The following is a 26,986-nucleotide window of genomic DNA, read 5'->3' on the forward strand; positions in this document are numbered from 1 at the left end:
CCATTGGGGGCGGTGCAGCGCATGAATCGTGATCTCGACCCTGGCCGCCGCGCCGGCGGTGCTGGAGCTTCCTGGTGGATGTGGCCGTTGGCGGCCGCCGCGGGCGTGCTTCAGGCCTTCTCGCTGGCCTGGCCCGGCAGCGGTGCACCGCTGTGGTGGCTGCAGCTGGCGGCATTGGCCACGCTCGTCTTCATTGCCATGCGTGCGGCAACACCGCGCAGGGCGGGACTGCTCGGCTGGCTGTTCGCCACGGCATGGCTGTGCGGTACGTTCTGGTGGCTCTTCATTTCCATGCACACCTACGGCGGGTTGGCTGCGCCGCTGGCCGTAGCCGCCGTGCTGGGGCTGGCCGCCTTCCTGGGGGCGTACTACGCTTTTGCGGTCTGGCTTTTTCGCAGGTGCCTGCCGACCCATCGCCTGGCGGCGGCAGCGCTTTTCGCCATCTTGTGGATGCTGGCCGAGCTGGCGCGCGGGCAGTGGTGGACAGGTTTCCCCTGGGGCGCCGTTGGCTATGCACATGTACAGGGGCCCTTGTCGGTGCTGGCACGCACGATCGGCGTGTACGGCATGTGCTTTGTGGCCGCTTTCATCGCCGCCGCCGTCGTGCTCGTCGAGAGGCGGGATCTCCGTTCGCGCAGCTGGTGGGCTGTCGGAGCCGTCGCGGTCCTGGCCTGGGCGGGTCTTGCGTTTCAGCGGGAGCAGGCGCTGGTGCGGATCGATACACAGGATCAGAATCCGCCCATGAGCCTGGCCCTTCTGCAGGGACAGATTCCGCAAGACGAAAAATTCCAGGCCGGCAGCGGCATTCCGATGGCGCTCGAGTGGTATGCCGGGCGTCTGCGAGAGGAGCAGGCTTCCCTGGTGGTGGCTCCCGAGACGGCGATCCCGCTGCTGCCCCGGCAACTGCCGGATGGCTATCTCGACGCGGTAACCGAGCGCTATGTCCGGCCAGAGGGGCGACAGGCCCTGCTGGTAGGTATCCCGCTGGGCAGTTTCACCGATGGCTATACCAATTCCGTGCTGGGCTTTACGGCCGGACAGCAACGGGTATATCAGTATGACAAGCACCACCTGGTGCCGTTCGGCGAATTCATCCCGCCATTCTTCCGCTGGTTCACGGAGATGATGAACATCCCACTGGGTGACTTCAATCGGGGGCACGTGGGCCAGCCGTCGTTTCTGTTCATGGGCCAGCGCATCGCCCCCAACATCTGCTACGAGGATCTGTTCGGCGAGGAATTGGGCGCGCGTTTCGTGGATCCGCAGTCGGCCCCCACCTTCATGGTGAACCTGAGCAACATCGGCTGGTTTGGAGACTCCCTCGCAATCGACCAGCATCTGGCCATCAGCCGCCTGAGGACGCTGGAGTTCGAGCGGCCCATGGTGCGCGCCACCAATACCGGCGCGACGGCGGTCATCGACCACAGGGGCCGGGTCACCCACAGCCTGGCGCGCGACACGCGCGGCGTGCTGCAGGCCGATGTGAAGGGTAACTTCGGCGCGGTCACTCCCTACGCCTGGTGGGTGGGGCGATTCGGCTTGTGGCCGCTCTGGGGCCTGGGCCTGCTGGTGGCTGGGGTTGCGTTCATCCGGCGCAATCGCTCACCGGTGTTGCACATTGACCAAAATCAGTGAACTTCGGGGTGTTAAGGTGTTTTTCTTGGCCCCTTGTTGTGGTTGGTCTACTACAACCCTTGATAATGATGCCCTTTTCAAGACTGTAAACGGCTGGATCGAATTTCCAGCAGATCCCACGACGACGGCTGCTGCCGTCTGGAGAATGACTGACAATGGCTGATTCTTTTTCCTATGAACAACTGATTGCCTCGGGCGAAGGCCGGTTGTTCACGCCGGACAGCGGGCGCCTGCCTCTGCCACCCATGTTGATGTTCGATCGCATCACCCACATCGATGCCGATGGTGGTGCGCATGGTCTGGGAAAAATCGTGGCCGAGCTCGACGTCAAGCCCGATCTGTGGTTCTTCGCCTGCCATTTCCAGGGCGATCCGGTCATGCCGGGGTGCCTGGGTCTGGATGCCATGTGGCAGCTCATCGGTTTCTACCTGACCTGGCTGCAGCTGCCGGGCCGCGGCCGGGCTCTGGGTGCGGGTGAAGTCAAGTTCACGGGCGAGGTCGGCCCCGACGTGAAACTGGTCACTTACGAAATTGACATCAAGCGTGTCATCAAACGCAAGCTCAATATGGCCATCGGCGACGCACGCCTGCTCGCCGACGGCAAGGAAATCTATGTGGCCAATGACCTGCGCGTGGGCCTGTTCATGCGCGAAGGCAACGGCCAAGGGGCTGCAGCATGAAAAAGCGCGTGGTGATCACGGGCGCGGGCATTGTCTCGTGCATCGGCAACGACCTTGACACGGTGGAGGCCTCGCTGCGCGCGAGCCGCCCGGGCATCAAGGCCATGCCGGAGTTTGCCGAACTGGGCCTTCGCAGCCAGGTGGCAGGCATTCCCGAGATCAATCTGGAAGAACGCATCGACCGCAAGCAATTGCGCTTCATGGGCGATGCGGCCGCGTATGCGCACATTGCGCTGGAAGACGCCATCAAGCAGTCCGGCCTGACGCCGGAGCAGGTCTCCCATCCCCGCACGGGCCTGATCATGGGTTCGGGCGGCGGCTCGCCAGCCAACCAGATCGAGGCGGCCGACACGCTGCGCAGCAAGGGCATCCGCCGCGTGGGGCCGTACCAGGTCACGCGCTGCATGAGCTCCACCGTGTCGGCGTGCCTCTCGACCAATTTCGCGATCAAGGGCATCAACTACTCCATCACCTCGGCCTGCAGCACGTCGGCGCACTGTATCGGTGCCGCGGCGCAGCAGATCGCCTGGGGCGTGCAGGACGTGATGTTCGCCGGCGGCGGCGAGGAGCTGTCCTGGGGCATGGCACTGCTGTTCGACGGCATGGGTGCGATGTCCTCCAAGTACAACGAAACGCCCGAGAAGGCCTCGCGCGCCTATGACGCGAACCGCGACGGCTTCGTGATCGCGGGTGGCGGCGGAGCGGTGGTGCTCGAAAGCCTGGAGCATGCGCTGGCGCGCGGCGCCCATATCCTCGGCGAAGTGGTCGGCTTCGGCGCAACCAGCGACGGCGAGGACATGGTGGCTCCCTCGGGCACCGGCGCGATCGCCTGCATGCGACAGGCGATCGAGGGTGTCGAGGGCCCCATCGACTACATCAACACGCACGGCACCTCCACACCCGTGGGCGACGTGCCCGAGCTGCGTGCGATCCGCGAGGTGTTCGGCGAACAGATTCCCGCCTTCTCGTCCACCAAGTCGCTCACCGGCCACTCGCTGGGCGCGACGGGCGTGCAAGAGGCGATCTACTGCCTGATCATGCTGAACAAGGGCTTCATCGCCGGCTCGGCCAACGTGGAGACGTTGGAGCCTGCGGCAGAAGGCATGCCGCTCGTGACCGTGACGCGCGATGCGCCGGTGCGCCAGGCGCTGTCCAACAGCTTCGGCTTCGGCGGCACGAATGCATCGCTGGTCCTGCGCCGCTGGGATGGCCAATAAACACTCACGTGTTAGACAGATTGTGATTGACTGGGGGCTGCGGCCCCCGGTTTTATTTGGGCCAACTAAAATGGCCGGTTCACGCTAACACTCTAACTTTGTTAGTGGGTAGCACTAACGCGTTACCCCAACACGCTAACACTCGCCATGCTGACCTTCCAACAAATCATCCTGAAATTGCAGTCGTATTGGGCCGACCAGGGCTGCGCGCTTTTGCAGCCCTATGACATGGAAGTCGGGGCGGGCACATCGCACACCGCTACGTTCCTGCGCGCCATCGGCCCCGAGCCCTGGAAGGCCGCCTACGTGCAGCCCAGCCGCCGCCCCAAGGACGGCCGCTATGGCGAGAACCCCAACCGTGGCCAGCACTACTACCAGTACCAGGTGGTTTTGAAGCCCGCGCCGGACAATATCCTGGAGCTGTACCTTGGCTCGCTCGAGGCGCTGGGCTTCGACCTGAAGAAGAACGACATCCGCTTCGTCGAGGACGACTGGGAAAACCCGACGCTCGGCGCATGGGGACTGGGATGGGAAGTCTGGCTCAACGGCATGGAAGTGACGCAGTTCACCTATTTCCAGCAGGTGGGCGGCATCGACTGCAAGCCGGCGACCGGCGAGATCACCTACGGCCTGGAGCGCCTTGCGATGTACCTGCAGGGCGTGGAGAACATGTACGACCTGGTCTGGACGGTGGATGGCAGCGGCCGCAAGCTGAGCTACGGCGATGTGTTCCATCAGAACGAAGTGGAGCAATCCGCCTACAACTTCGAGCATTCCGACGCCGAGTTCCTGTTCACGGCCTTTGGCGCGTACGAAAAGCAGGCGCAGCACCTCATGGAGGCACAGCTGGCGCTGCCCGCCTATGAGCAGGTGCTCAAGGCGGCGCACACCTTCAACCTGCTGGACGCACGCGGAGCGATCTCGGTGACCGAGCGCGCCGCCTACATCGGCCGCATCCGCAACCTCGCGCGCGCAGTGGCCAAGAGCTACCTCGACAGCCGCGCGCGCCTTGGGTTCCCGATGGCCCCGAAGGCCTGGGCTGACGAGGTGCTGGCCGATATCGCCAAGGCCGAACAACAACAGAAGAAAGCCGCCTGAGGCGACCCGAAGAAGCGCAAAGTAGAAGAGATATTCACATGACCACACCGAATCTTCTGGTTGAACTGTTTGTCGAAGAGTTGCCACCCAAGGCGCTGCAGAAGCTGGGCGATGCGTTCGCCGGCGTGCTGTTCGAGCAGCTCAAGGCCCAAGGGCTGACCTCGCCCGATTCGCGCCTGACGGCCTATGCCTCGCCACGCCGCCTGGCTGCGCACATCACCGAAGTGCTGCCTGCTGCCCCCGACCGGGCTGTGTCGCAGAAGCTCATGCCCGTGGCTGTCGGCCTGACGGCGGAAGGCAAGGCATCGCCCGCGCTGATCAAGAAGCTCAATGCCCTGGGCGCTGATGAATCCGCCGTCGCGGGGCTTGAGCGCATCAACGACGGCAAGGCCGACGTCCTCTACTACAACAGCACTGCCAAGGGCGCGCAGCTCACCGAGGGCGTGCAGAAGGCGCTTGACGAGGCGATCGCCAAGCTGCCGATCCCCAAGGTCATGCGCTACCAACTGCAGGATGGCTGGAGCAGCGTCAACTTCGTGCGACCCGCGCACGGCCTGGTGGCGATGCACGGTACCGAGGTGCTGCTGTCTGTGAATGCGCTGGGCCTGTTGGCCGGCAACAGAACGCACGGACATCGCTTCGAGGCGAGTGTCGATCCTGTCGTGTTGGCCCATGCCGATGCCTATGCGACCCAACTGCGCGAGCAGGGCGCCGTGATCGCCAGCTTCACGGAGCGCCGGGCGGAGATTGCGCGCCAGCTCAAGGCAGCAGCCGAGCGCGTGGGCGGCGGCGTGCGCGCCATCGAGGATGAGGCGTTGCTGGACGAGGTGACTGCGCTGGTCGAGCGCCCGAATGTGCTGGTCTGCGAGTTCGAGAAGGAGTTCCTCGGCGTGCCGCAGGAGTGCCTGATCCTCACGATGAAGGCCAACCAGAAGTACTTCCCGCTGCTGTCCGCCGAGGGCAAGCTCACCCACCAGTTCCTGGTGGTGAGCAACATCAGCCCGGCCGATGCCGGCGCCGTGATCGGCGGCAACGAGCGCGTGGTGCGCCCGCGCCTGGCCGACGCGAAGTTCTTCTTCGACCAGGACCGCAAGAAGACGCTGCTCTCGCGCGTCGATGCGCTCTCCAAGGTCGTCTACCACAACAAGCTTGGCACGCAGGGCGAGCGCATGCAGCGCGTGCGCGCGATTGCCAAGGCGATTGCACACGACCTCTTCGACGCGATCGCCAAGGCGCATCCGGAACAGCTGGGTGGCGTGGAGGGCGAGATCGCCGAAGACTACCTGATGGAGAGCGTCGACACCGCCGCCATGCTGGCCAAGACGGATCTGGTGACCGACATGGTCGGCGAGTTCCCCGAGCTGCAGGGCATCATGGGCGGCTACTACGCTGCCAACGACGGCCTGTCGGTGCAGGTAGCCCATGCCATCGAGGACCACTACAAGCCCCGTTTTGCGGGCGACGAACTGCCGCGCGAGAACGTGGGCGTGGTGGTGGCGCTGGCCGACAAGCTCGAGACGCTCGTCGGCATGTTCGGCATCGGCAACCTGCCTACCGGTGACCGCGACCCGTTCGCGCTGCGTCGCCATGCACTGGGCGTGGTCCGCATGCTGATCGAGAAGGAGCTGCCGCTGGATCTGGCGCGCGTCCTCAAGGCCGCATCGCAGAGCTTCGGTGCGCTGCTGCCCGATGCGGACAAGAGCAACGCGCAACTGCTGGAATTCATCAGTGAGCGTCTGGCCGGCTATCTGCGCGAGCAGGGCTTCAGCGCCCAGGAGGCCGATGCGGTGATCGCTGCAAACGTGCCGTGGGGCGAGATTCCCAAGGCGCTGCAGGCCGTGCGCGCATTTGCCGCGCTGCCCGAGGCGCCGGCACTGGCTGCGGCCAACAAGCGCATTGGCAACATCCTCAAGAAAGCAGGCGAGGTGGATGCGCATGTGAATACCGCGCTGCTGCAGGAGCCCGCGGAGCAGGCGCTCTACGCCGCCATGCAGCAGACCGTGCCGCAGGCCGATGCGAAGTTCGCGCAGGGTGACTACACCGGCAGCCTGCAGACGCTGGCGGCCCTGCGCGTGCCTGTGGACAAGTTCTTCGACGATGTGATGGTGAATGCCGACGAGGAGGCACTGCGTCTCAATCGCCAGGGCCTGCTCAGGTCATTGCATGTGGCGATGAACCGCGTGGCCGACCTGTCGCGCCTGGCCTGAGGCAAGGCGAGCATGAGTGACGCCGGTCGCGGATGTGTGGACAATGGACGGGCGGGTCATTGCCCGCTAGCTCGCATAATCCGACCATGATGAAAATCGCCATTCTCGACCGCGACGGCACGCTCAACGCCATGGGTGACGAGTACATCACCTCACCCGACGAATGGACGCCGATTCCCGGTGCGCTGGAGGCGGTGGCCCGCCTCTCGCGTGCCGGTTGGCATGTGGTGATCGCCACCAACCAGCCGGGGCTTGGGCGCGGCGTGATCGATGTGCATGGGGTCAACGCCATCCACTCGCGCATGCTCAAGATGCTGGCCGCGCTGGGTGGCCGCATCGATGCGGTGTTCTTCTGCCCGCATGCGGAATCCGAACATTGTGCCTGCCGCAAGCCCGCGCCGGGCCTGATGGAGCAGATACGGGACCGTTACGGGGTCGAGCGCGGCGAGATGATGGTGGCGGTGGGCAGTTGCCTCGCGCACCTGCAGGCCGCCGAGGCCGCAGGCATCCAGCAGCTGCATCTGGTGTGTACGGGCGCAGCCGGGCATCTGGATACTTCGCAGCCGCTTGCGGCGCCGTGGCCCCGGGGAACGCGTATACATGCGGATCTGAACGCCTGTGTGGACTTCATTGCCGCGGCGCAGGCCGCCAAGGCCGCCGCCGCGCACTGAGGCGGTACCTGGCGTCAATGCCCTGCAGGGCTGCACTTCACTTCAAGAGACTGATCGATTCAACACCATGGCTTTCATCCGTTCCGTTCTTCATCTGCTGCTGATGGCCGTCACCGTGATTCCCTACACGCTGGCGCTTCTGGCCGCGCGCTTCGGCGGTGCACGCAAGGAAACCGTCTATGCGATCGCGCGGGCCTGGCTTGCCCTGTCCGTTCACAGTGCAGGGCCGCTTCTGGGAATCAGGCCGCGCGTGACGGGTATGGAGCATCTGCCGACGGACCCCAGGCAAGGCGTGGTGCTGCTGTGCAAGCACCAGTCCACCTATGAAACCTTCCTGATGCCGGCGATCATGCCGCGTCCGCTCGCCTATGTGTTCAAGAAGGAATTGCTGAAGATTCCGTTCTTCGGCTGGTCCATTGGCAGCCTGGACATGGTGCACATCGACCGCAGCCAGGGCAGCCGTGCGTTTGCCAAGGTGCTGCAGCAGGGCCGCAAGCTCCTGGAGCAGGGCACCTGGGTGATCATGTTCCCCGAAGGCACGCGTGTGGGGCGGGGCGAGGCGGGGCAATACAAGAGCGGCGGTGCGCGCCTTGCGGTGAGTGCGGGCGTGCCGGTGGTGCCTATCGCGGTGACCTCGGCACGTTGCTGGCCCAAGAAGCCGTTCACCAAGCGTCCCGGCATCGTGGATGTCTCCGTCGGGCCGCAGATTCCATCAGAGGGGCTGACGCAGGAAGAGCTGATGCAGAAGGCGCAGGACTGGATCGAGGCCGAAATGCGCAGGCTCGACCCAGAGGCCTATCCGAAGGAACAGTGAGAACCAGGTGGGGCAGGGCTTGATTCAATTGGCGCTCGGCCTGTTCGGCATCGGTGACGATGCCCCGCCCGGGACTTCACGGCAGGCCAGGCCCGGGGGGGCGCGGAGCCCGCCAGGCCCGGCACCCACCCAGGCCGCAGCAGGCGCCTGAAGGCGGAGGGCACAGAGACGGGAGACCTGTGGAGCGTTCCCGAGGGCCATCCAGGTGGTGAGCACGGTGATGGGCGTTCTGCCGACGTGCCGCGCTCGGACATCCCCGCGGCTTCTGCAACGCCTGCAGCCGCAGCCGTTCCATTGCGCAGCGTCCTCGCGCCTGCGTCGTTCCGGCACCCCCAGGCCAATCGGGAGGTACTGCTGGGCGAGGCGCGTGTTGCCTATCTTCTGCAGCGCGTGCGCCGACGCAGCATCGGCTTTGTGGTGGATGTGGATGGACTCTCGGTGCGCGCGCCGGGCTGGGTGACGCTGTCGGCCATCGATGCAGCACTGCAGGAAAAGTCCGACTGGATCCTGCGCAAGCTCGGCGAATCGCAACTGCGGCAGCAGCGCAGGCAGGACGCGCAGGTGGAGTGGAAAAACGGGGCGGTGTTTCCCTTTCTCGGTGAACCCCTCAGGATCGTGCTGGACGCCGAGCACCGTTTCCAGGGGCGTGGTGCGGCGCTGGTGGCTGCGCCTCATGAAGGTCTGCCGCGCGAACTGCACGTTGCACTCCCGCTCACGGCGGATGCAGCCCAGATCCGCGATACGGTGCATGCCTGGCTGCTCAAGCAGGCACGGGCCCATTTCATCGCGCGGCTCGATCATTTCGCGCCTCGGCTGAATGTGCGCTGGACCAAGCTGCGGCTGTCGAGTGCGCAGACACGCTGGGGCAGCGCGCGCTCCGATGGCTCCATCTGCCTGAACTGGCGCCTGCTGCACTTCCGCCCCTCGGTGATCGACTATGTGGTCGCCCATGAGTTGTCGCATCTGCGCGTGATGGACCATTCACCGCGTTTCTGGGACACCGTGGCCACGGTGGTGCCTGACTACAAGGCGCTGCGCAAGAGCCTCAAGGATGAAGCGACGCCTTCATGGGATTGATGCAGCGGCGACATGGCTTCTGCCAGAATGAGGCCATGAAAACGACGCAGCACGATATGACTTCGAACGCAGAGCAGCCCCAGCCGGCCGAAGGCTACGCGGGCAACGTGAGTCCCCAACTGGCGTGGCACTGGGTGCAGGCCGGGGAGGCCATCCTGATCGATGTGCGCACCGATGCCGAGCGAGAGTGGGTGGGCAAGGTGCCCGGAGCGGTTGCCGTGGCATGGAAGCAGTGGCCGGGCATGGCAATGAATGCGGCATTCGACGAGATGCTGCGCGCGGCCGTGCCGCAAGGCGGCAAGGCCGTGATGCTCTGCCGCAGTGGCGTGCGCTCGGTGGCCGCGGCCCGGCGTGCGGCGGAACTGGGCATCGAGGCCTACAACATCCTGGAAGGTTTCGAAGGTGATCCGGATGCCAACGGCCAGCGCAATCGCGTCGGCGGCTGGCGCTTTCACGGCCTGCCCTGGAACCAGTAGGATGTGGCGCCGGCCTGCCGCTGCAATGCGGGATCGCATGAATAGAAAAGGTCAATAGAAAAAAGCCAGACGGCCTTGAGGCTGCCTGGCTTTGCTTTTTTGCCTTTCCGTTTGCTCTGCCGCAGCGCGATGGGTATGGGCCGCGGCAGGCAGGAGGCATTACTGCGGCGGAATGCGCAGTTTCTGGCCTGGGTAGATCTTGTTGGGATCGGACAGCATGGGCTTGTTGGCCTCGAAGATCACGGGGTACTTGTTGGCATCGCCGTAGTACTTCTTGGCGATGGCGGACAGCGTGTCGCCGCGCACCACGTCGTGGTACTGGGCTTCCGGCTCCGGATTGGTCACGCTCATCTGGTTGTCCACGGACTGCACGCTGGCCACGTTGCCGCAGCACAGGGTGACCTTTTCCTTGGCGGCCTGTGTGGGAGCCACGCCGGACACCTTCACCGCACCGGTGGCACCGTCGAATTGCACCTTGACGTCGCTGACGCCGAGATTCTGCGCACCGATGTAGGTCTCGATGGCAGATGCGGCCTTGGCGTTCAGATCCTCCGAAGGCGCTGCGGCCTGGGCGGAGGAACCGCCGAAGAGTTTCTCACCTGCTTCTTTGATGAAACTAAACAATCCCATGCTGTGATCTCCTGAGGTTGGGGGAAGGTTGGGGGAATTGAGCGACTTGCCACTGTAAGGGCATCCCCTGACTGTCCGTGTCAGCGATTTACCCTAAGTTCGTTGGATGCGTCTGGCAAGGCTTACATTCTGCACCGTGGTTTCGCCGGGCAAGTGTTAAATCTCGAAAACTCTGGATAATCTCGGGCATGACATTTCTGGCCATCGATGTGGGCAACACCCGGCTCAAATGGGCGTTGTTCGATGCTTCCCGACCCGGCGCCAATCTCCTGGCGCATGGTGCCGAGTTCCTGGACCATATTGACCGTCTGGCGGAAGGGCCGTGGGCTTCGCTTCCGGCGCCCGAGCGCATGCTGGGCTGCGTGGTGGCCGGTGATGCGGTCAAGCGCCGCGTGGCAGAACAGATGGAGCTATGGGACGTGGCCTCGCAATGGGTCGTTCCGTCGACCCAGGAAGCGGGACTTGTCAACGGCTACGATCATCCCTCACGGCTGGGGGCGGATCGCTGGGTGGCCATGATCGGCGCACGCCATCGCATGCTGGCGCAGGGGCCCGCGCGTCCCCTGGTGCTGGTGATGGTGGGGACGGCTGTCACGGTGGAGGCCATCGACACCGACGGGCGCTTCCTCGGCGGCCTGATTCTCCCGGGCCACGGCATCATGCTGCGGGCCCTCGAAACCGGCACGGCCGGCCTGCACGTGCCCACGGGCGAGGTGAGGCCGTTCCCGTCGAACACCAGCGATGCGCTCACCAGCGGCGGCACCTATGCGATCGCCGGTGCCGTGGAGCGCATGTACCAGCATCTCAAGGACCATTGCGGCATGGAACCTGCCTGCATGATGACGGGCGGCGCGGGCTGGAAGATGGCCCCCAGCATGACGCGGCCCTTCGAACTCGTCGAACAGCTGATCTTCGACGGTCTGCTGGAGATTGCCGCGAGCCGCAGCCGCACCACGGTGGCGCTGTGACGGCGTAAAGGGCTGGGGGGATACTCAGGCGGCCGCGTTCGCCTGTGCCTCGGCCTGTCGCACCCCATAGGCGTCGATCAGGTGCCGCAGGTGCGCCTGCTGGCCGCTGGTGGCGTAGGGGGCCAGCAGGCTCAGCACATGGGCCGCGCTGCGCAGGGCCGCGTTCTGTGCGTTGTCTTCCTCCAGCGCCTTGCGCGGATCGCGCACGTACTCATAGCTGAGCCAGTAAACCTGCACCACCACCATGCTGGTGCCCACGGTGTCCCAGCCGAGAGGGGGCGCGAGCAGGGCGCGATGGCTTTGCATGGTCGAAAGCAGGGCATTCATGCTGCGGCCGAGAGCATCCATCCATTCGCGCACGCGTGCCTCGAGATGGCGGTTGCGCGACAGCAGCTCGTTGAGATTGCGGAAGACGAAGCGGTACTGCCAGTTGGCTTCGAAGAGCGAGTGCAGGAAGAACCAGGCATCCTCCACGTTGGTGACCGCGTCGGCGGCGTCGAGGATGGGTTGCAATGCCTGTTCGTACTGAAGGAACAGCGCGTTGACCAGATCGTCCTTGGCGGGGAAGTGGTAGTAGAGATTGCCCGGGCTGATGCCCATGTCGGCCGCAATCGCATTGGTGGATACGCCGGGCTCGCCGAACCGGTTGAAGAGCGCGAGACTGCTCTCGAGAATTCGCTGCGCGGTGCGGCGCGGTGCTTTGCGGGTCGCCATGCCGGTCTCCTTGTCTCTCTTGCCTTGTCGAGGCTTGCCGAGCCTTCACTCTAACCGCTGCCAAGGGTCGCGCACAGTGGGTAATCGATGAGTGATCTGCGCGAAATCGAGAGCATCACGCAAAGTGGGAGCACGAGCCTGGGGTCACCCGGGCCTTGGCTGGCCTCATGTCTTGCGCTGGCGCGCTCCCGTCGCTGGGGGCTGCGCGGAGCGTAGTTGCTCGACCTCGCGGGTGAGTTCCTCGACACGCTCCTGCAGCGCCAGCATTTCCTGGCGCGTGGGCAGGCCCAGTCGCTGCGCTGCCTTGGCGACGCGCTGCTCGAACAGCGATTCCAGCTTGTCCAGCGGCTCGGCGGCGCGTGCATTCATCTTGCTGGCCAGCTGGCTCATCTGTTCGCCGGCGTGCTGCAGGTGTTCCTGGGCCAGGCTTTGAGCCTGTTTCTGCAGGGCCATGCCGTCCTGCACCAGCGAATTGAAAGCCTTGCTGCCTTGCTGCTGCGCCTTGGCAAAGGCCCCGAGCCCCGCCAGCCAGATCTGTTCGGTGGACTCCTTGGCCATGTGCGGGAATTGTTCGAAAGGATGGGTTTTCCCGTCGTCGGGGGGGGATTTGCGGGTCATGCGGGCTCCTTCCAGGTGATCGTTGCAGGGGACGTTCGGAGAGCAAGTGGATACCAATCAAGCAGGCAGCGCAAGAGTGAGCCGTCTATGATTGTCCGAACCTGTCCGGTGCCTCTGGGATAATTGCTACTTTTATCCCCTAGCTACAACGGGCATATCACGATGATTCTGGTTACTGGCGGCGCGGGCTTCATCGGCGCCAATTTCGTTCTGGACTGGCTGGCCGTCAATGACGAGCCCGTGGTCAATGTGGACAAGCTGACTTACGCCGGCAACCTGCAGAACCTGCACAGCCTGCAGGGTGATGCGCGCCATCATTTCGTGCAGGGCGACATCGGTGACGGTGAACTCATTGCGCGCCTGCTTGAGGAGCATCAGCCGCGGGCCATCGTGAACTTTGCTGCCGAATCGCATGTGGATCGCTCGATCCATGGCCCGGAAGACTTCATCCAGACCAACGTGGTGGGCACCTTCCGCCTGCTCGAGGCGGCGCGCCACTATTGGGCGGCGCTCCCGGATGCGGGGAAGCAGGCCTTCCGCTTCCTGCATGTCTCCACCGACGAAGTCTACGGAACGCTCAAGCCGAACGACCCGGCCTTCACCGAGGACCACAACTACGAGCCCAACAGCCCGTATTCGGCGAGCAAGGCGGCCAGCGACCACCTGGTACGCGCCTGGCACCATACCTATGGCATGCCGGTGCTGACGACGAACTGCAGCAACAACTATGGTCCGTACCACTTTCCGGAAAAGCTCATACCGCTGATGATCGTGAATGCGCTTGCGGGCAAGCCACTGCCCGTCTATGGCGATGGCATGCAGGTACGCGACTGGCTGTACGTGAAGGATCACTGCAGCGCGATTCGCCGTGTGCTTGACGCCGGCACGCTGGGCGAAACGTACAACGTGGGGGGCTGGAACGAGAAGCCGAACATCGAGATCGTGAACCTGGTCTGTGCCTTGCTCGACGAACTGCGGCCTCGCCCGGATGGCCAGGCCTATCGCGAGCAGATCACCTACGTGCAGGATCGCCCCGGCCATGATCGCCGCTATGCGATTGACGCGCGCAAGCTCGAGCGCGAACTTGGCTGGAAACCTGCGGAAACCTTCGAAACCGGCATCCGCAAGACCGTGCAGTGGTACCTGGACAACCCGCAGTGGGTATCGGCCGTGCAGACGGGCTCGTACCGTGACTGGATTTCGCAGCAATACGCACAAGAGCAGAAGGCCACGGCATGAAGATTCTTCTGCTGGGCAAGGGTGGTCAGGTCGGCTGGGAGCTGCAGCGCAGCCTGGGCCTGCTGGGTGAGGTGACCGCACTGGACTTCGACAGCACCGGGCATTGCGGTGATTTCTCGCGCCCCGATGATGTGGCGGCCACGGTGCGCGCCCTGCGGCCCGATGTGATCGTGAACGCTGCCGCGCACACGGCGGTGGACAAGGCCGAGAGCGAGCCCGAGTTCGCGCGCAGGCTCAATGCCACGACGCCGGGACGGATCGCGCAGGAGGCTGCGCAGATGGGGGCGATGCTGGTTCACTACAGCACTGACTACGTGTTCGACGGGTCGGGCGAGCGTCCCTGGACCGAGTCCGATGCGACCGGGCCGTTGTCGGTCTATGGCCGCACCAAGCTGGAAGGCGAAGAGTTGATTCGCCAGAGCGGTGCCAGGCACCTCATTCTGCGTACGAGCTGGGTGTTTGCGGCGCGTGGCGGCAATTTCGCCAAGACCATGCTGCGTCTTGCGCAGGAGCGTGACCGCCTCACCGTCATCGACGACCAGTTCGGTGCGCCCACCGGCGCCGACCTGCTGGCCGATGTGACCGCGCATGGCATCCGCCATCTGCAACAGCATCCGGAGGACGCGGGCCTGTACCACTGCGTGGCGGGCGGCGTGACGACCTGGTTCGACTATGCACGGTTCGTGATTTCCGAAGCGCAGAAGATCCAGCCGGAGCTGCAGATCAAGGCATCGGACATCGCGCCGGTGCCGACCTCGGCGTTCCCGACCCCCGCGGCGCGCCCCCACAACTCGCGCCTTGACACCTCGAAGCTGCAGTCCACGTTCGGGCTGACATTGCCGCACTGGCAGCACGGTGTCCGGCGCATGCTTACGGAAATCCTGTGAGCTCACTTCCGTCCATTCGCGAGAACAACCACATGAGCAACACGCAACGCAAGGGCATCATTCTGGCAGGCGGCTCGGGCACGCGCCTGCACCCGGCCACATTGGCAATCAGCAAACAGCTGCTGCCGGTGTATGACAAGCCGATGATCTACTACCCGCTCTCCACGCTGATGCTCGCGGGTATCCGCGAGATCCTCATCATCAGCACGCCGCAGGACACGCCGCGTTTCGAACAGCTGCTCGGCGATGGCAGCCAGTGGGGCCTCAGGCTCGAATACGCGGTGCAGCCCAGCCCGGACGGATTGGCGCAGGCCTTCCTGATTGGCGAGAAATTCCTGGACGGCAGCCCGAGCGCACTGGTGCTGGGCGACAACATCTTCTACGGCCACGATTTCCATGAATTGCTCGGGAATGCGAGCGCGCGGACCGAGGGCGCCAGCGTTTTTGCCTACCACGTGCAGGATCCTGAGCGCTATGGCGTGGCGGAATTCGACGCCAACGGCACCGTGCTGTCGCTGGAGGAAAAGCCCGCAAAACCCAAGTCGAGCTACGCCGTCACGGGTTTGTACTTCTATGACGAGCAGGTGGTGGAACTGGCCAGGGGCCTGAAACCCTCGCCGCGCGGCGAACTGGAGATCACCGATCTGAACCGCCTGTATCTGGAGCAGGGCCAGCTCCATGTGGAAATCATGGGCCGCGGTTACGCGTGGCTTGATACCGGAACGCACGAAAGCCTGCTGGAGGCCGGCCAGTTCATCGCGACCCTGGAGCATCGCCAGGGCCTGAAGATCGCTTGCCCCGAAGAGCTGGCGTGGCGCCATGGGTGGATCGACTCGTCACAGCTGGAGCGACTGGCCAAGCCGTTGACCAAGAGTGGCTACGGCCAGTACCTGATGCGTGTGCTGCAGGAAAAGATCTACTGATTCCTTCGAGTCACCGCGATGCCTTGCAGGATCGCGGAGCGGACTGTGTTTTTTGATTGATTGGATGCCATGAAAGCCACCCGCCTGGCCATTCCCGAAGTCGTGCTGATCGAGCCCAAGGTGTTCGGCGATGCGCGCGGCTTCTTCTTTGAGAGCTTCAACCAGAAGTCCTTCAACGAAGCGACTGGAACGGATTTCGACTTCGTTCAGGACAACCACAGCCGCAGCCGCAAGGGCGTGCTGCGGGGCCTGCACTACCAGATCCAGCAGCCCCAGGGCAAGCTGGTGCGCGTGGCCCGCGGAGCGGTCTTCGATGTGGCAGTGGACCTGCGCAGGGGCTCACCCACTTTCGGTCAATGGGTGGGTGCGGAACTGAGCGAGGACAACCAGCACCAGCTCTGGGTTCCTCCGGGATTCGGCCATGGCTTCGTCGTGCTCAGCGAAACGGCCGACTTTCTCTACAAGACCACCGATTACTACGCCCCTGCCCATGAGCGCTGCATTCTGTGGAACGACGCGGACATCGGCGTGGACTGGCATTTCGATGGCGAGCCGCAGCTCTCGGCCAAGGACGCGCAGGGCACGGCATTCAAGGACGCCGAGGTGTTTGCTTAAACCGGCAAGCCTGGGCGTCCGCTCTCAGGCGGCGCGGCGACTACTTGCGAACGAACCACTGCATGGCGTCGTAGAGGACATCGGCGCCATCGTTGGTGTTGTCGGGAGCGATGTCGAAGTGGCGCTTGTCGTCAGCGGCCCGCAGGCGCGCGGGCACCACGGACAGGAAGAACGGGCTGACGAATTTCGCTCCAGCCTGGTAATGCCGGACGAAGGCGTCCCGTGCGGCCTTCGGATCGTTGCCCTGCAGCGGATTGAATTCCGGCACGCCGTAGGCCTTGATGTGTTTCTTCTTCAGATACTCGAATGCATAGGGGCTGGCGCCGTACTGGTTGATTCCGGTGCGCCACGGGCTGGTGTTGGAGACCGAGGCATCGGACGCGAACAGCACCGGATTCCACGCGCCGTTGGTTTCCGACACGATTTGATGTGAATACAGCCAGTTCGCCGGAAGCCCTTCGGAGCGCGCGATGCGGTAGAAGCGCGCGAGCATCTGCGTGACCTGGTGGGAGCGGAACTCGTTCCACTCGCGCGCCAGGGGGTTGTAGTAGACATCCTGCAGCGGCTTGGGCATGTCCAGCCAGTACTGCACGGAGTCCAGCTGACTGGCGTCAGGCAGACCCGTCAGCCGAGCCGGCTCGGGAGCGTGGGCCGTCGATGATTGATCGGGTGGCACGACGACGAATTCCCGCTCGCCGATGAGATAGCGCTTGCCGTCCGAGGTCGCAATGATCTGAGCCACATGCTTGCCCACTGTCAGGGTGCGGAAGTCAATCGTGCTGCGAAAGCCGGTATTGGGAGTGCGCACTTCCTTTTTTGCGCGATACACGTCCATGCGCCCCAGGCCCCGTGTGACTTCGCCGTGTGGCTTTCCGTCCAGATACAGCGAGAGCTTCTGGATCGTCTGCGCGGGATCCCAGAGCCAGCCGAACATGGGGAGCGTGCCGCCGGCGAATGCGTCATAGTGCTGCGCGAAGGAGCGCAGCGGTGTCTTGCGGATGTCGAGGGCCGGAGCCTCGATATCCGCAAACGCGCCGAAGTGAGAGCCCAGTCTGCGATTGAGCCGCTCCACCGTGTCGTACCTGGCCGTGAGCCAGTCCCTGAACTCCTGCTGGGACTCGGGGCTGTAGTCGGTCACCTGCATGTTCTGGTACTCCCCGACACCGTTTTCGAAATCGGGGTACATCTGGTGCAGCTCTCCGGCGAGGGTCACTGCAACGATGTTCGCGCGCGCCTTGGCATCCAGCGTACCGATCTGGCGCGCCATGTGGCGCAGTGCCTGGAAGCGGTATTGGTTGACGGGAATCGACTCGTCGGTGCGCAGCGTGAACGGGATGATGCCGTGGCCGATATAGCGGCTGGTGGGAACCGGACCGGACGCGTAGGACAGGAGGTTGCGTGGATCCTTGGCCAATTCCTGGGACAGGCGGGAGCTGCTGTCATAGTGGTCTCCCATCAGGTACACGACCACGGGGCGATCAATGGCCGAGATCACGTCGAGGTAGCGCCGTGCCTTGTCGGGGCTCAAGATCCATTGGGCGTCGCGCTCCTCGAACAGTTCCAGCAAGGGGACGAGAAGGGTGTACCCCAGTTTCACCTGGCCTGACGGGCCCCTGGGCTCCAGCCGGTCCAGCAGCGTCTTGGCCGCCAGGTCCGAAGTGGCATGGTTCCGGACGCACCAGTCCTGGATTTCTTCCAGGGTCTTCAGCTCGGTGTTGCGGTTTCCGTCATTGCACAGCAATATGCCGGAAACGAGTGGGGTTACGAACAATGGAGCGCGTGGAAGCATCCCGTCTGTCGCAATCTGTGCATGGGCCGAGCCTGCCAGCCACGCCAATGCGGCCGCTGCTGCTCCTAAATTTCCCCTTTTTTGGTATTTGCGTAACAGTGCGAGCGGCATGAATTCCTGCAATGGGTCTGGATCGGCCTTACTAAGGCTTGGCCGGTATGATGGAGGGTTATGCCGCCGGGGAGCGGCTGAAATTGGAAGCTCCCCCAGGAACCCCTGTGGGGAACAGCATTTTTATGATGACACACTCAGCTGATAGCGACGACCTAATCCTTGCAGATCCGCCTGCGCTCGGACGAGCGCGGCTGGGCGAGTTGCTGATCCAGTCCGGCAAGATCAACCATCGTGATCTCGAGCGCGCTCTTACGGCGCAGCGCGAGCTGGGGGGCATGCTGGGCAAGGTGCTGGTGCAACTGGGCGTGGTGTCGGAGATCGACATCACCCAGGCACTGTCGAAGCAGCTGGAGGTTCCTATCGTAACCTCCGAAGAGTTTCCGACGCTGATGCCCGAGGTGGAGGGGCTGCTTTCGGACTTCCTGGTCGGCCACAACGTCTATCCGCTCAGGGTCGAGGACGGCCGCCTGGACGTGGCCATGGCGGTGCCGCAGGACGACTTCGTGCTGAAGGCGCTGCACATGGTGACAGGGCTCGAGATTCGTCCCTTCATCGGCAATGCATCGGACATCGAGCGTGCGCTCGCGCAACCCCAGCAGGAAGTGGTCGATGGCGACGAACTGGGCATGATGGAGGGCGACGCGGGCGATTTCGTCGAGCACCTGAAGGACCTGGCCAGCGAAGCACCGGTGATCCGCCTGGTCAACGCCATCGTCGGCCGCGTGATCGACATGCGGGCGTCGGACATCCACCTCGAACCCTTCGAGGATGGCATGCATGTGCGCTACCGCGTCGACGGCGTGATCCATTCCTCGGAGATCGTTCCGCCCAAGCACAGCGCCGCAGTCGGCTCGCGCGTCAAGCTGCTGGCGCACCTCGACATCGCCGAGCGCCGCCTGCCGCAGGATGGCCGCATCAAGACCCGTGTGAAGGGCCGCGAGCTGGATCTGCGTGTGTCGACCGTGCCGACCGTGCACGGCGAAAGCATCGTGATGCGTGTGCTGGACCGCGCCAGTGTGCGCTTCAGTCTGGTGGACATGGGCTTTGCGGACGACACGCTCGACAAGTTCAACGGACTGCTGGCCCGTCCGCACGGCATTCTGCTGGTCACGGGTCCCACCGGCTCGGGCAAGACGACCACGCTGTACGCGGCGCTTGCCAAGCTCGATGCCGACACGCAGAAGATCATCACCGTGGAAGATCCGGTCGAGTACCAGCTCGAGGGCATCAACCAGATCCAGGTGCATTCTCAGATCAATCTGACCTTCGCGAACGCGCTGCGCTCGATCCTGCGCCAGGACCCGGACATCATCATGATCGGTGAAATGCGCGACGGAGAAACCGCGCAGATCGCCGTGCAATCCGCACTGACGGGTCACCTTGTGCTGTCCACGCTGCACACCAACACCGCCGCCGGCGCCATCATCCGCCTGAAGGACATGGGCGTCGAAGGCTACCTCATCACTTCCTCTGTGAACGGCATCCTGGCGCAGCGCCTGGTGCGCACGCTGTGCAAGGAATGCAAGGAGCCCTATGTTCCGTCCGAGAGCGAATGGAAGTCTTCGGGCCTCTCGCGCTTTTGCGAACCGGGCACGCCGGTCTACCGGCCCGTGGGCTGCAGCGTATGCCGCCAGACGGGCTTCAAGGGCCGTACCGGCATTCACGAGCTCCTGGTGCTGGACGAGAAGATCCGCTCGGCCATCCTGGCGGGCAAGGACGCAGGTGAGCTCAATGCCATTGCCGCGCATGACGGCATGTTGAGCCTGCACGAGGACGGGCTGCGCAAGGTACTGGCCGGCATGACCAGCCTCGACGAGCTCGCGCGCGTGACACAGGATCAGAGCGATGCCTGATTTCGAGTGGAGCGCAGTCGGGGCGAACGGCAAGGTCACCAAGGGCAGCACGAATGCGGCAAGCAGCGCCATGGTGCTCAAGCGCCTGCGTGAGCAGGGGCTGACGCCTCTCGACGTGCGCGAAGCGAGCGCCTCGGGGGCGAAGTCAGCCGTCAGCGGTGCGGCGGGTGGGGCCAGAAAGAAGAGCACCAACAAGGCCAAGGTCAACGCGGCCGACGTGCTGTCGCTGACGTCCGAGCTCGCCATCATGCTGAAGGCCGGGCTGGCGCTCGACAACGCGCTGCGCGTGCTGATCGACATGAGCTACAAGCCCAGCGTGACGGTCCTGCTCACCGACATCCTCGAGAAGGTCAAGAGCGGTACTCCGCTCAGCAAGGCCCTGGCGAACCATCCGCAGCTGTTCAGCGATTTCTATGTGAACATGATCCGCTCGGGCGAGATCAGCGGACAGATGTCCAACGTGATGGCGCGCCTGGTGGAGCACATGGAGCGCGTGCGTTCGCTGCGCGAAAGCGTGATTTCCGCGGCCATCTATCCGGCGATCCTGCTGGGCGTGGCCGTGCTGTCGCTGGTGGCGATGCTGGGGTTCGTCGTGCCGCAGTTCGAGAAGCTGTTCAACGACATGGGCGATGCGCTGCCTGTACCGACGCGCGTCGTGATGAACATCGGCAAGGTGTTTCAGCACTACGGCTGGTTCATCGTGATCGGCGCGGCGCTGGTGATCTGGCTGATCTTCAAGTGGCTCAAGACCCCGGGCGGTCGCCAATGGTGGCAGTCGGTCGTGCTGCGCATGCCCCTGGTCGGCACGCTGTCCCGCAAGTACGAGATGACGCTGTTCTCGCGTTCGCTCGGCACGCTTCTGGGCAATGGCGTTCCCCTGCTGACCGCGCTGCATATTTCCACGCAGACGGTGACCAACATCCTGCTGCGCAAGCCGCTCGAAACCATGGCGCCCAAGGTCAAGGAGGGCGGCAAGGTGGCCGATGCGGCGATTGGCGCGGGTGTGTTCGAACCACTGGCGATCAACCTGCTGCGCGTTGGCGAAGAGACGGGTCGCATCGGACCGATGACACTTGAACTCGCAAATATTTTGAACCGTGAGGTGGAGGTGGGTATCAAACGCACCCTCACCCTGGTGGAGCCGGTGCTGATCCTGGTGCTCGGTATCCTGATTGCCGCGATCATCGTGTCGATTCTGATGGGAATCCTTTCCGTCAACGATCTGGCTGGTTAACAGCTTTGTTTTATATGACTCAAACCATGAACAACACTCGCAAGAAAAAGGCCCAGGCGGGCTTCACCCTGATCGAACTGCTGGTCGTGCTGGCGATTCTGACCATGCTGGCCGGCCTGGTCGGTCCCAAGGTGCTCAACCAGCTCGGCGGAGCCAAGTCCAAGACGACGGCCGTGCAGATTGCCGACATCGACAAGGCGCTGGAGATCTACAAGCTGGATGTGGGCCGCTATCCCACCAACGACGAAGGCCTGGCCGCGCTCATGAAGCGCCCGGGCAATGCCAACGGTTGGGCCGGTCCGTACCTGAAGGGCGACGACGTGCCGACCGACGCATGGGGCCATCCGTTCCGCTACACCAACCAGGGTGGCAGCCTCGAGATCCTGTCGCTGGGTGCCGATGGCGCTCCAGGCGGTGAGGGCGAGAACGCCGACGTGCGCAACGCGCACTGACGCGCTGCTTGCGGCTGTATCACCGGCACAGTGGGAATAGTTCTGTCGTGGCAAAGGAGCGCGGATTCACATTGATCGAAATCATGGTGGTATTTGCCATCCTGGCCTTGGTCATGTCGATCGCCCCTTCCGCCTACGACAGGATGAAATCTTCCATGGAGTACCGCGACGTGGTGCGTGGTGTGGTCACCGAGATGCGCGCCGCGCGGCAGCAGGCCGTGCTCACGGGGGTGGAAACCGCCTTTGCCGTCGATCTCGAGCAGAAGCAATACGGGATCGAAGGTGGCAAGGGGCGCGGGATTCCCGACAGCGTGGAGCTGCGCGCCATCGTGGCCAACAACGAGGCCAAGGGTTCGCGCTTTGCGATCCGCTTCCTGCCCTCCGGAGGGGCGAGCGGTGGCAGCGTGGATGTGCTGCGCATGGCTTCGGGCGGCGGAGTGCGCGTGCGCGCCGACTGGTTTTCGGGCCGTGTGGAACAGGAGCCGGTGCAGCGATGACAACGCGGCCTCCTTTCCTGGGCAGCCGCCATCCGCGTCGCGCTGCCCGTGGCTTCTCGCTGCTGGAACTGCTGGTGGCGTTCGCCATCATGGCGATTTCGCTGGGCGTGCTGTATCGCGCCACCGGCTCCAGCGTGCGCAGCGTCGGTGACCTGGACCTGCGGCAACAAGCCACGTCGGTGGCGGAGTCGGCACTGGAGCGCGTGAGCGGTGTACCGCCCGCGGGACTGGCCGAGTCGGGTGCGATCGGCGACGTGGCATGGAACATCCAGACACGTCCGTTCGATGAAGGCAATACCAGTCCGCAGGCGCCCAAGCTGCATGAAGTACGGGTGGTGGTGAGCTGGCAGGAGCGTGGCGAGCCCAAGGAATTGGTCTTGATGACCTTGCGCCCCGAGCGCGGGCCGAGGTCTCCGTGATGAGCGCCGCCGTGTCGATTCCCCGCCATTCCGTGCGTCGTCTGCGTGCACGTAGCGCCGTTGCAGCCTACCGTGGCTTCACGCTGCTTGAAATGCTGGTGGTGATGGTGCTTCTCTCCATCATCATGCTGGCGATGGTCTCCGCCATGCGCAGCGCGGGTCAGAGCAGCGAACGCGTGGATGCACGCCTTGAAATGCAGGACGAGGATCGTGTGGCGGAGCGCTTCGTGCGCGGCGCTCTGGGCCGCATTTCGGCGCGACCGCTGAGTGGCACGCCGCTGCAGAGCACGCTGCCGATGGGCGCTGCGCCGCAAAGCGACTCCGGTGGTCCGCCGGTGCTGTTCAGCGGCACACCCAACCAGGTCTCCTGGGTGGGCGTATTGCCGGCACGCTATGGCGCCGGTGGTCGTTCGTATTTCCACCTGGGTGTCGAATCTGCAGGGCAGGGTGGCGGAGCGCTCGTCATTCGCTATGCCCCCTGGAATGACCAGCCGGAATTTCCGGACTGGGGTTCGGCTTCTTCCCAGGTACTCATGACCGATGTGACCGGAATCGCATTGCGCTACGAGAACGATCGTCCTCAGAACATCGATGCCAACAGTGAATGGGAAGACACGTGGGGCCATGCTGATCGCGTGCCGGCCAGCGTGGTGATCGCCATCCAGCGCGGCTCGCGCTCGCCACTCGAATGGGCCGTGCCGCTCTGGCCCTTGCCGGTCAGCCGCCCTGGGGGCCTGCTGAGCGGTGAGGACGTGATTGGGGGAGGGTCGCAATGACGAGAATGCCCATGCGCTCCACTCGGAACGGGTTTGCGTTGATCGCCGTGCTGTGGCTGGTTTCGGCGCTGACCGTGTTGGTCGGAGGCATCATGCTGACCGTGCGGGCCGAGTTGCGCACCGCGGGCCTGGCTCGGCAGTCGGTGGCGGCACAGGCGGTGGGGAAGGCGCGATGCAGATCGCGCTGCAGCAAATGCTGGCATCGGGCCAGCCCATCGACAAGCTGGTCGAAGCCCCTGTTTCCTACGCCGGTCGGGAAGTCCAGGTCCGGCTGGTTCCGATGAATGGTCTCATCGACCTGAACCGCGCTCCGGTGCCGCTGCTGGCGGCGGCATTCCAGTATGCGGGCGGACTGGATGAGGGCGCCGCGACCAATCTGGCCAACGCCGTGGAGGCCATGCGACGTGAGCCCGGTCCTTCGGGACGGCCGCCGGGCTTCGAGGCCGTGGAGGACCTGATGCTCATCTCGGGCATGGACTATGCGCTCTATTCCCGTGTGGCTCCCGCTCTCACGACCGAGGCGGGTGGATCGGGCATGGTGAATGTGAAGGCGGCTCCCCCCATTGTGCTCAATATTGTTGCGGGCGGTAATCAAGGCGCTGTGGGCACCTTCCTACAATCGCGGGCTGGCGATAATATCGGCGCCGACACCAGTGGCATGAACGGCGCCTTCATCGACAGCGGCTCTCCCTCCAAGGTTGTCGAACTCAACGCGCGTGTACCGTTGCCCGATGGGGGCGCGATCATTGTCATCCGCCGGTACATGGTTGGCCCCGCAGCAAAAGACGGATTACCATGGCGGGTTTTTTACGCCGCTTTCCGAGTTGAGCTGGCATCGACCCCTACAACATAGAAATTGAAGCATGCCTATTGCCAGTGACGATTTGAGGCTGTTTGGTCTCGACCTGCGGAATCTGTGGCGCGATCTCAAGAGTCCTTGGGTGAAGCTGGCCAGTTCGCCGTCATGGTCGTGGCTGGCACCGGGCGCCGCCATCCGTGTGCGGGGGGCGGCGGGCGATGTCGGGACTGAATCTGTCTGGGAGCCCGATGCACGGTCACGCGGCTTTCGCAAGGTGTCCGACGGACCGGATGCATCCACCCGGCGCAAGGGGCCAGCCTTCGAGGCGGTGGTGTTGCCCGAGCAGATGGTCCTGCGCAAGCGCCTTTTCATGCCGCCGCTGGACGGCGAGCACATGTCGCGCGCCATCGGGCTGGAGGCTGCCAACAGCAGTCCGTTCCGCTCGTCCGACCTGGCGTGGGGCTACGCCATCAACAACAAGGCCGCTGTGCCGAGCCCGGACGTGGTTGCCGTGGACATGGTGGTGGCCTCCCGCGAGCGGATCTCGCAGCATTTCGGGGCGCAGTTGGACGTGGCCGAGGGCGGTCGGCAGCCGGAAGTCTGGGCGCTGGCTCCGGGCCGCAAGGATGCGGCCATGCTGGTCTCGGGATATGGCGAGTCGGCGCGTGCCGCCAGTGCGCGGCGCTATTGGACGCTCGTGGGCGGTTTGGCTGCCGTGGCGATCCTGTTGATGGCGGCCATGGCGATCACTCCCTACCTGCAACTGCGCGCGCGTGTCATGCAGGCCAATATCGCCTATGGAATGCTGGACAAGCGCGCTGCACCGCAACTCGCCAAGCGCGAAGCGCTGATGAAGGCCGAAGGCGAGGTGAAAGCCCTTGCCGACATCATCGGCCACCGTCTCGATGCACTGCAGGTGATCCAGATGCTGACCAATGCCTTGCCGGATGACGCCGTGCTGCAGCGACTGCAGCTCGAAGGCCGCAAGGTCATGATTGCCGGCGATTCATCGGATGCCGCCGGGTTGATGCAGAAGCTTGGATCGCTTCCACAGGTGCGTGAGGTGCGGCCGTTGTCCGCCACCACGCGGCGCCCGGGCATGCTCAAGGACAGTTTTCAGATTGAATTCCTGCTGACCGACGATTTTGGCGTCTCCGCCGGGGATGCCGCAGTGGCCACGGCGCTTGCTCCGGCTGCCGGTGCCTCCGCAGCCCAGGTTCCGGCAAGTGCGGCGTCCGGCGCGACTGCCGTGCCTGCAGCGCCTGCTTCTTCGGCGTCGGCATCGGCATCCTCGGCGGCTCCCGTCGCAACGCCCGCATCGGCGGCGACACCGCCGGCGTCATCACCCAGCAACAAGGCCGCAGCAGGAGGCGCGCGATGAAACAGCTTTCGCGTCAGGACATGATCCTGATGGCATTGACCGTCGTGGTCCTGCTCATTCCATTCTTGATGCTCGGCGCCTGGTTGCTCGACAAGACAGCACAGGCGCAGTCGCAACTGGACAAGCTCGAGCCGAGATTCGCCCGCATCCTGGGCATCCAGCGCAGCGAAGACAAGCTCGATAGTGGCCTGAAGGTCGTCAATGAGCGGATCTCTGCCTTTGTTTTTCCCGATGAGATGGATGCCACGCAGGCGGGCAATGCCGCTCAGCAGAGCGTGCGCTCGGTGTTGACCACGGCCGGCATGGCTGTCGTCAGCAGCCAGGTGCTGCCCACCAAGACGGACCAGGGTTTCGAGCGCATCTCCCTCTCGGTCCGTGCGGAGGGGGAACTGATTCACCTGCAGGCGGCTCTGGCGGTACTGCCCAGCCTCACGCCGGTGATCCTGGTGGACGGCATCAATATCCAGGTCACGGGGCGCCAGACGGCGGACAAGCCGCAGCGCCTTGCTGCTGAACTCAAACTCTCGGTGTTGCACCGCAAACCTGCATGACACAGCCCGCAACACGTATTCTTGCCATCCTGATCCTTGCGCTGACCGCGGGGTTGGCAGCGCTTTGGCTCAGGCCGGATGGTTCGCTCAGAAACACGGTCTGGACGCCGCCCGAGCCCATCTTCCCCGATCTCCAGTTCGCAGACCCGTTGCCGGTGTCGGCGTCGAAGGTGGATGTGAGCCTGTTCGTGGCCACGCTGGAGCGACCCTTGTTCTCGCCCAATCGACGTCCGCCCCCACCGCCCCCGCCGCCCAAGGATGACAAGCCGGCAGAGCCGGATCCATTTGCAGATATCCATCTTTTCGGCCTCTATGGTGGAGAAGGATCACCCACAGGCATGCTGGCCCGCATCGGCGGCAAGGTCCAGCGCGTGTCGATCGATGGCAAGGTGGGGAGCTGGACGCTCAAGGGCATTGATGATCGCGATGCCGTCTTCTCCAAGGATGGTGAAGAGCGCAAGCTGACGTTGGTCGTGGCAAAGCCCGCGCCTCCGCCCAAGGCTGTTGCGGGTGCCCCGGGTGCAGCGCCCAACCCCAGTGGCGTCAGCGCTGCGGGTCCGACCGGAACGCCAGAGCAACGCAGTGAACAACTTCAAAGAATGATGGAAGAGAGGCGGCGGACTATGCGTCGTCGGTGAAGACGTGGTCTCCA

General features: G+C 64.1%; 28 protein-coding genes. 24 read left to right on the top strand and 4 right to left on the bottom strand.

Features of this window, described 5'->3' with window-relative positions:
• The first annotated feature begins 21 nt into the window (after positions 1 to 21).
• From lnt to H9K76_RS02745, 9 genes are all read left to right on the top strand, one after another.
• On the top strand, positions 22 to 1,635 hold the full coding sequence (gene lnt / locus H9K76_RS02705; protein WP_425489665.1) for an apolipoprotein N-acyltransferase: 1,614 nt from the start codon (positions 22 to 24) through the stop codon (positions 1,633 to 1,635).
• Positions 1,636 to 1,790: 155 nt separating this feature from the next.
• Positions 1,791 to 2,315, top strand: coding sequence for a bifunctional 3-hydroxydecanoyl-ACP dehydratase/trans-2-decenoyl-ACP isomerase (gene fabA / locus H9K76_RS02710; RefSeq protein WP_187598059.1), 525 nt, complete (start codon positions 1,791 to 1,793; stop codon positions 2,313 to 2,315).
• Positions 2,312 to 3,532 carry a beta-ketoacyl-ACP synthase I gene (gene fabB / locus H9K76_RS02715; protein WP_187598060.1) on the top strand — a complete coding sequence of 407 codons (1,221 nt, stop codon included), beginning with the start codon at positions 2,312 to 2,314 and terminating at the stop codon, positions 3,530 to 3,532. Before fabA ends, fabB begins: the two co-directional genes overlap by 4 nt.
• A 147-nt stretch (positions 3,533 to 3,679) precedes the next feature.
• Entirely contained in the window at positions 3,680 to 4,630 is a 951-nt protein-coding gene (glyQ, locus tag H9K76_RS02720; protein WP_187598061.1) for a glycine--tRNA ligase subunit alpha, read from the top strand.
• A gap of 38 nt (positions 4,631 to 4,668) precedes the next feature.
• Positions 4,669 to 6,837: a glycine--tRNA ligase subunit beta gene (gene glyS, locus H9K76_RS02725; protein ID WP_187598062.1), complete on the top strand. Its 2,169-nt coding sequence runs from the start codon at positions 4,669 to 4,671 to the stop codon at positions 6,835 to 6,837.
• 89 nt (positions 6,838 to 6,926) lie between these two features.
• Positions 6,927 to 7,508 carry a D-glycero-beta-D-manno-heptose 1,7-bisphosphate 7-phosphatase gene (gene gmhB, locus H9K76_RS02730; protein WP_187600426.1) on the top strand — a complete coding sequence of 194 codons (582 nt, stop codon included), beginning with the start codon at positions 6,927 to 6,929 and terminating at the stop codon, positions 7,506 to 7,508.
• A 67-nt stretch (positions 7,509 to 7,575) separates the two neighbouring features.
• Positions 7,576 to 8,322, top strand: coding sequence for a lysophospholipid acyltransferase family protein (locus H9K76_RS02735; protein WP_187598063.1), 747 nt, complete (start codon positions 7,576 to 7,578; stop codon positions 8,320 to 8,322).
• 237 nt (positions 8,323 to 8,559) lie between these two features.
• Entirely contained in the window at positions 8,560 to 9,399 is an 840-nt protein-coding gene (locus tag H9K76_RS02740) for a M48 family metallopeptidase (protein WP_425489666.1), read from the top strand.
• A 56-nt stretch (positions 9,400 to 9,455) separates the two neighbouring features.
• Complete coding sequence (locus tag H9K76_RS02745) at positions 9,456 to 9,875, top strand: rhodanese-like domain-containing protein (RefSeq protein WP_187598064.1); 420 nt, start codon at positions 9,456 to 9,458, stop codon at positions 9,873 to 9,875.
• A 159-nt stretch (positions 9,876 to 10,034) separates the two neighbouring features.
• Here the strand turns inward: H9K76_RS02745 and lysM are convergent, their stop codons facing one another.
• Positions 10,035 to 10,505, bottom strand: a complete 471-nt coding sequence (gene lysM, locus H9K76_RS02750; protein ID WP_187598065.1) for a peptidoglycan-binding protein LysM — start codon at positions 10,503 to 10,505, stop codon at positions 10,035 to 10,037.
• 188 nt (positions 10,506 to 10,693) lie between these two features.
• On the opposite strand from lysM, the gene H9K76_RS02755 reads away from it, so the two are divergent.
• Complete coding sequence (locus H9K76_RS02755) at positions 10,694 to 11,473, top strand: type III pantothenate kinase (RefSeq protein ID WP_187598066.1); 780 nt, start codon at positions 10,694 to 10,696, stop codon at positions 11,471 to 11,473.
• 24 nt (positions 11,474 to 11,497) lie between these two features.
• Here the strand turns inward: H9K76_RS02755 and H9K76_RS02760 are convergent, their stop codons facing one another.
• Together H9K76_RS02760 and H9K76_RS02765 are read right to left on the bottom strand one after the other, a co-directional pair.
• The gene (locus tag H9K76_RS02760; RefSeq protein ID WP_187598067.1) at positions 11,498 to 12,187 is read right to left on the bottom strand and encodes a TetR/AcrR family transcriptional regulator; all 690 of its coding nucleotides are present in this window, start codon (positions 12,185 to 12,187) and stop codon (positions 11,498 to 11,500) included.
• A gap of 165 nt (positions 12,188 to 12,352) precedes the next feature.
• Entirely contained in the window at positions 12,353 to 12,805 is a 453-nt protein-coding gene (locus H9K76_RS02765; RefSeq protein WP_187598068.1) for a phasin family protein, read from the bottom strand.
• Positions 12,806 to 12,967: 162 nt separating this feature from the next.
• On the opposite strand from H9K76_RS02765, the gene rfbB reads away from it, so the two are divergent.
• The 4 genes from rfbB (at position 12,968) to rfbC (ending at position 16,469) form a co-directional block, all read left to right on the top strand.
• The gene (gene rfbB, locus H9K76_RS02770) at positions 12,968 to 14,044 is read left to right on the top strand and encodes a dTDP-glucose 4,6-dehydratase (RefSeq protein WP_187598069.1); all 1,077 of its coding nucleotides are present in this window, start codon (positions 12,968 to 12,970) and stop codon (positions 14,042 to 14,044) included.
• The gene (rfbD, locus tag H9K76_RS02775) at positions 14,041 to 14,931 is read left to right on the top strand and encodes a dTDP-4-dehydrorhamnose reductase (RefSeq protein ID WP_187598070.1); all 891 of its coding nucleotides are present in this window, start codon (positions 14,041 to 14,043) and stop codon (positions 14,929 to 14,931) included. Before rfbB ends, rfbD begins: the two co-directional genes overlap by 4 nt.
• A gap of 32 nt (positions 14,932 to 14,963) precedes the next feature.
• Entirely contained in the window at positions 14,964 to 15,854 is an 891-nt protein-coding gene (rfbA, locus tag H9K76_RS02780; protein WP_187598071.1) for a glucose-1-phosphate thymidylyltransferase RfbA, read from the top strand.
• A 69-nt stretch (positions 15,855 to 15,923) separates the two neighbouring features.
• Positions 15,924 to 16,469 (top strand): dTDP-4-dehydrorhamnose 3,5-epimerase, encoded by a 546-nt coding sequence (gene rfbC / locus H9K76_RS02785; protein WP_187598072.1) that lies wholly within the window; start codon positions 15,924 to 15,926, stop codon positions 16,467 to 16,469.
• Between the two features lie 40 nt (positions 16,470 to 16,509).
• Here rfbC and H9K76_RS02790 read toward each other — a convergent pair whose 3' ends face one another.
• A complete protein-coding gene (locus H9K76_RS02790; RefSeq protein ID WP_187598073.1) occupies positions 16,510 to 18,240 on the bottom strand; it encodes a beta-galactosidase in 1,731 nt (576 codons plus the stop codon).
• A gap of 257 nt (positions 18,241 to 18,497) precedes the next feature.
• Here H9K76_RS02790 and H9K76_RS02795 point away from each other — a divergent pair, with 257 nt between their 5' ends.
• The 10 genes from H9K76_RS02795 (at position 18,498) to H9K76_RS02840 (ending at position 26,972) form a co-directional block, all read left to right on the top strand.
• Positions 18,498 to 20,225, top strand: coding sequence for a GspE/PulE family protein (locus H9K76_RS02795; RefSeq protein WP_187598074.1), 1,728 nt, complete (start codon positions 18,498 to 18,500; stop codon positions 20,223 to 20,225).
• The gene (locus H9K76_RS02800) at positions 20,218 to 21,459 is read left to right on the top strand and encodes a type II secretion system F family protein (protein ID WP_187598075.1); all 1,242 of its coding nucleotides are present in this window, start codon (positions 20,218 to 20,220) and stop codon (positions 21,457 to 21,459) included. The genes H9K76_RS02795 and H9K76_RS02800 overlap by 8 nt, the downstream gene beginning before the upstream one ends.
• A gap of 14 nt (positions 21,460 to 21,473) precedes the next feature.
• Positions 21,474 to 21,911: a type II secretion system major pseudopilin GspG gene (gene gspG / locus H9K76_RS02805; protein ID WP_425489668.1), complete on the top strand. Its 438-nt coding sequence runs from the start codon at positions 21,474 to 21,476 to the stop codon at positions 21,909 to 21,911.
• An 83-nt stretch (positions 21,912 to 21,994) separates the two neighbouring features.
• Positions 21,995 to 22,408, top strand: coding sequence for a GspH/FimT family pseudopilin (locus tag H9K76_RS02810; RefSeq protein WP_246475263.1), 414 nt, complete (start codon positions 21,995 to 21,997; stop codon positions 22,406 to 22,408).
• The gene (locus H9K76_RS02815) at positions 22,405 to 22,827 is read left to right on the top strand and encodes a type IV pilus modification PilV family protein (RefSeq protein ID WP_187598078.1); all 423 of its coding nucleotides are present in this window, start codon (positions 22,405 to 22,407) and stop codon (positions 22,825 to 22,827) included. The genes H9K76_RS02810 and H9K76_RS02815 overlap by 4 nt, the downstream gene beginning before the upstream one ends.
• An 11-nt stretch (positions 22,828 to 22,838) precedes the next feature.
• Positions 22,839 to 23,603 (top strand): prepilin-type N-terminal cleavage/methylation domain-containing protein, encoded by a 765-nt coding sequence (locus tag H9K76_RS02820; protein WP_187598079.1) that lies wholly within the window; start codon positions 22,839 to 22,841, stop codon positions 23,601 to 23,603.
• 172 nt (positions 23,604 to 23,775) lie between these two features.
• Positions 23,776 to 24,456 (top strand): general secretion pathway protein GspK, encoded by a 681-nt coding sequence (locus tag H9K76_RS02825; RefSeq protein WP_187598080.1) that lies wholly within the window; start codon positions 23,776 to 23,778, stop codon positions 24,454 to 24,456.
• 10 nt (positions 24,457 to 24,466) lie between these two features.
• Positions 24,467 to 25,783: a PilN domain-containing protein gene (locus H9K76_RS02830; RefSeq protein WP_187598081.1), complete on the top strand. Its 1,317-nt coding sequence runs from the start codon at positions 24,467 to 24,469 to the stop codon at positions 25,781 to 25,783.
• Positions 25,780 to 26,334, top strand: a complete 555-nt coding sequence (gene gspM / locus H9K76_RS02835; protein ID WP_187598082.1) for a type II secretion system protein GspM — start codon at positions 25,780 to 25,782, stop codon at positions 26,332 to 26,334. Before H9K76_RS02830 ends, gspM begins: the two co-directional genes overlap by 4 nt.
• Positions 26,331 to 26,972: a hypothetical protein gene (locus H9K76_RS02840; protein WP_187598083.1), complete on the top strand. Its 642-nt coding sequence runs from the start codon at positions 26,331 to 26,333 to the stop codon at positions 26,970 to 26,972. Before gspM ends, H9K76_RS02840 begins: the two co-directional genes overlap by 4 nt.
• Positions 26,973 to 26,986 lie beyond the last annotated feature (14 nt).

The organism is Diaphorobacter ruginosibacter (genome assembly GCF_014395975.1).
GTDB lineage: Bacteria > Pseudomonadota > Gammaproteobacteria > Burkholderiales > Burkholderiaceae_C > Diaphorobacter_A > Diaphorobacter_A ruginosibacter.

Coding starts and splice junctions, on each gene's coding strand:
- lnt (WP_425489665.1), top strand. CDS start 22: ATGAATCGTGATCTCGACCCTGGCCGCCGCGCCGGCGGTGCTGGAGCT.
- fabA (WP_187598059.1), top strand. CDS start 1,791: ATGGCTGATTCTTTTTCCTATGAACAACTGATTGCCTCGGGCGAAGGC.
- fabB (WP_187598060.1), top strand. CDS start 2,312: ATGAAAAAGCGCGTGGTGATCACGGGCGCGGGCATTGTCTCGTGCATC.
- glyQ (WP_187598061.1), top strand. CDS start 3,680: ATGCTGACCTTCCAACAAATCATCCTGAAATTGCAGTCGTATTGGGCC.
- glyS (WP_187598062.1), top strand. CDS start 4,669: ATGACCACACCGAATCTTCTGGTTGAACTGTTTGTCGAAGAGTTGCCA.
- gmhB (WP_187600426.1), top strand. CDS start 6,927: ATGAAAATCGCCATTCTCGACCGCGACGGCACGCTCAACGCCATGGGT.
- H9K76_RS02735 (WP_187598063.1), top strand. CDS start 7,576: ATGGCTTTCATCCGTTCCGTTCTTCATCTGCTGCTGATGGCCGTCACC.
- H9K76_RS02745 (WP_187598064.1), top strand. CDS start 9,456: ATGACTTCGAACGCAGAGCAGCCCCAGCCGGCCGAAGGCTACGCGGGC.
- lysM (WP_187598065.1), bottom strand. CDS start 10,505: ATGGGATTGTTTAGTTTCATCAAAGAAGCAGGTGAGAAACTCTTCGGC.
- H9K76_RS02755 (WP_187598066.1), top strand. CDS start 10,694: ATGACATTTCTGGCCATCGATGTGGGCAACACCCGGCTCAAATGGGCG.
- H9K76_RS02760 (WP_187598067.1), bottom strand. CDS start 12,187: ATGGCGACCCGCAAAGCACCGCGCCGCACCGCGCAGCGAATTCTCGAG.
- H9K76_RS02765 (WP_187598068.1), bottom strand. CDS start 12,805: ATGACCCGCAAATCCCCCCCCGACGACGGGAAAACCCATCCTTTCGAA.
- rfbB (WP_187598069.1), top strand. CDS start 12,968: ATGATTCTGGTTACTGGCGGCGCGGGCTTCATCGGCGCCAATTTCGTT.
- rfbD (WP_187598070.1), top strand. CDS start 14,041: ATGAAGATTCTTCTGCTGGGCAAGGGTGGTCAGGTCGGCTGGGAGCTG.
- rfbA (WP_187598071.1), top strand. CDS start 14,964: ATGAGCAACACGCAACGCAAGGGCATCATTCTGGCAGGCGGCTCGGGC.
- rfbC (WP_187598072.1), top strand. CDS start 15,924: ATGAAAGCCACCCGCCTGGCCATTCCCGAAGTCGTGCTGATCGAGCCC.
- H9K76_RS02795 (WP_187598074.1), top strand. CDS start 18,498: ATGACACACTCAGCTGATAGCGACGACCTAATCCTTGCAGATCCGCCT.
- H9K76_RS02800 (WP_187598075.1), top strand. CDS start 20,218: ATGCCTGATTTCGAGTGGAGCGCAGTCGGGGCGAACGGCAAGGTCACC.
- gspG (WP_425489668.1), top strand. CDS start 21,474: ATGACTCAAACCATGAACAACACTCGCAAGAAAAAGGCCCAGGCGGGC.
- H9K76_RS02810 (WP_246475263.1), top strand. CDS start 21,995: ATGGTGGTATTTGCCATCCTGGCCTTGGTCATGTCGATCGCCCCTTCC.
- H9K76_RS02815 (WP_187598078.1), top strand. CDS start 22,405: ATGACAACGCGGCCTCCTTTCCTGGGCAGCCGCCATCCGCGTCGCGCT.
- H9K76_RS02825 (WP_187598080.1), top strand. CDS start 23,776: ATGCAGATCGCGCTGCAGCAAATGCTGGCATCGGGCCAGCCCATCGAC.
- H9K76_RS02830 (WP_187598081.1), top strand. CDS start 24,467: ATGCCTATTGCCAGTGACGATTTGAGGCTGTTTGGTCTCGACCTGCGG.
- gspM (WP_187598082.1), top strand. CDS start 25,780: ATGAAACAGCTTTCGCGTCAGGACATGATCCTGATGGCATTGACCGTC.
- H9K76_RS02840 (WP_187598083.1), top strand. CDS start 26,331: ATGACACAGCCCGCAACACGTATTCTTGCCATCCTGATCCTTGCGCTG.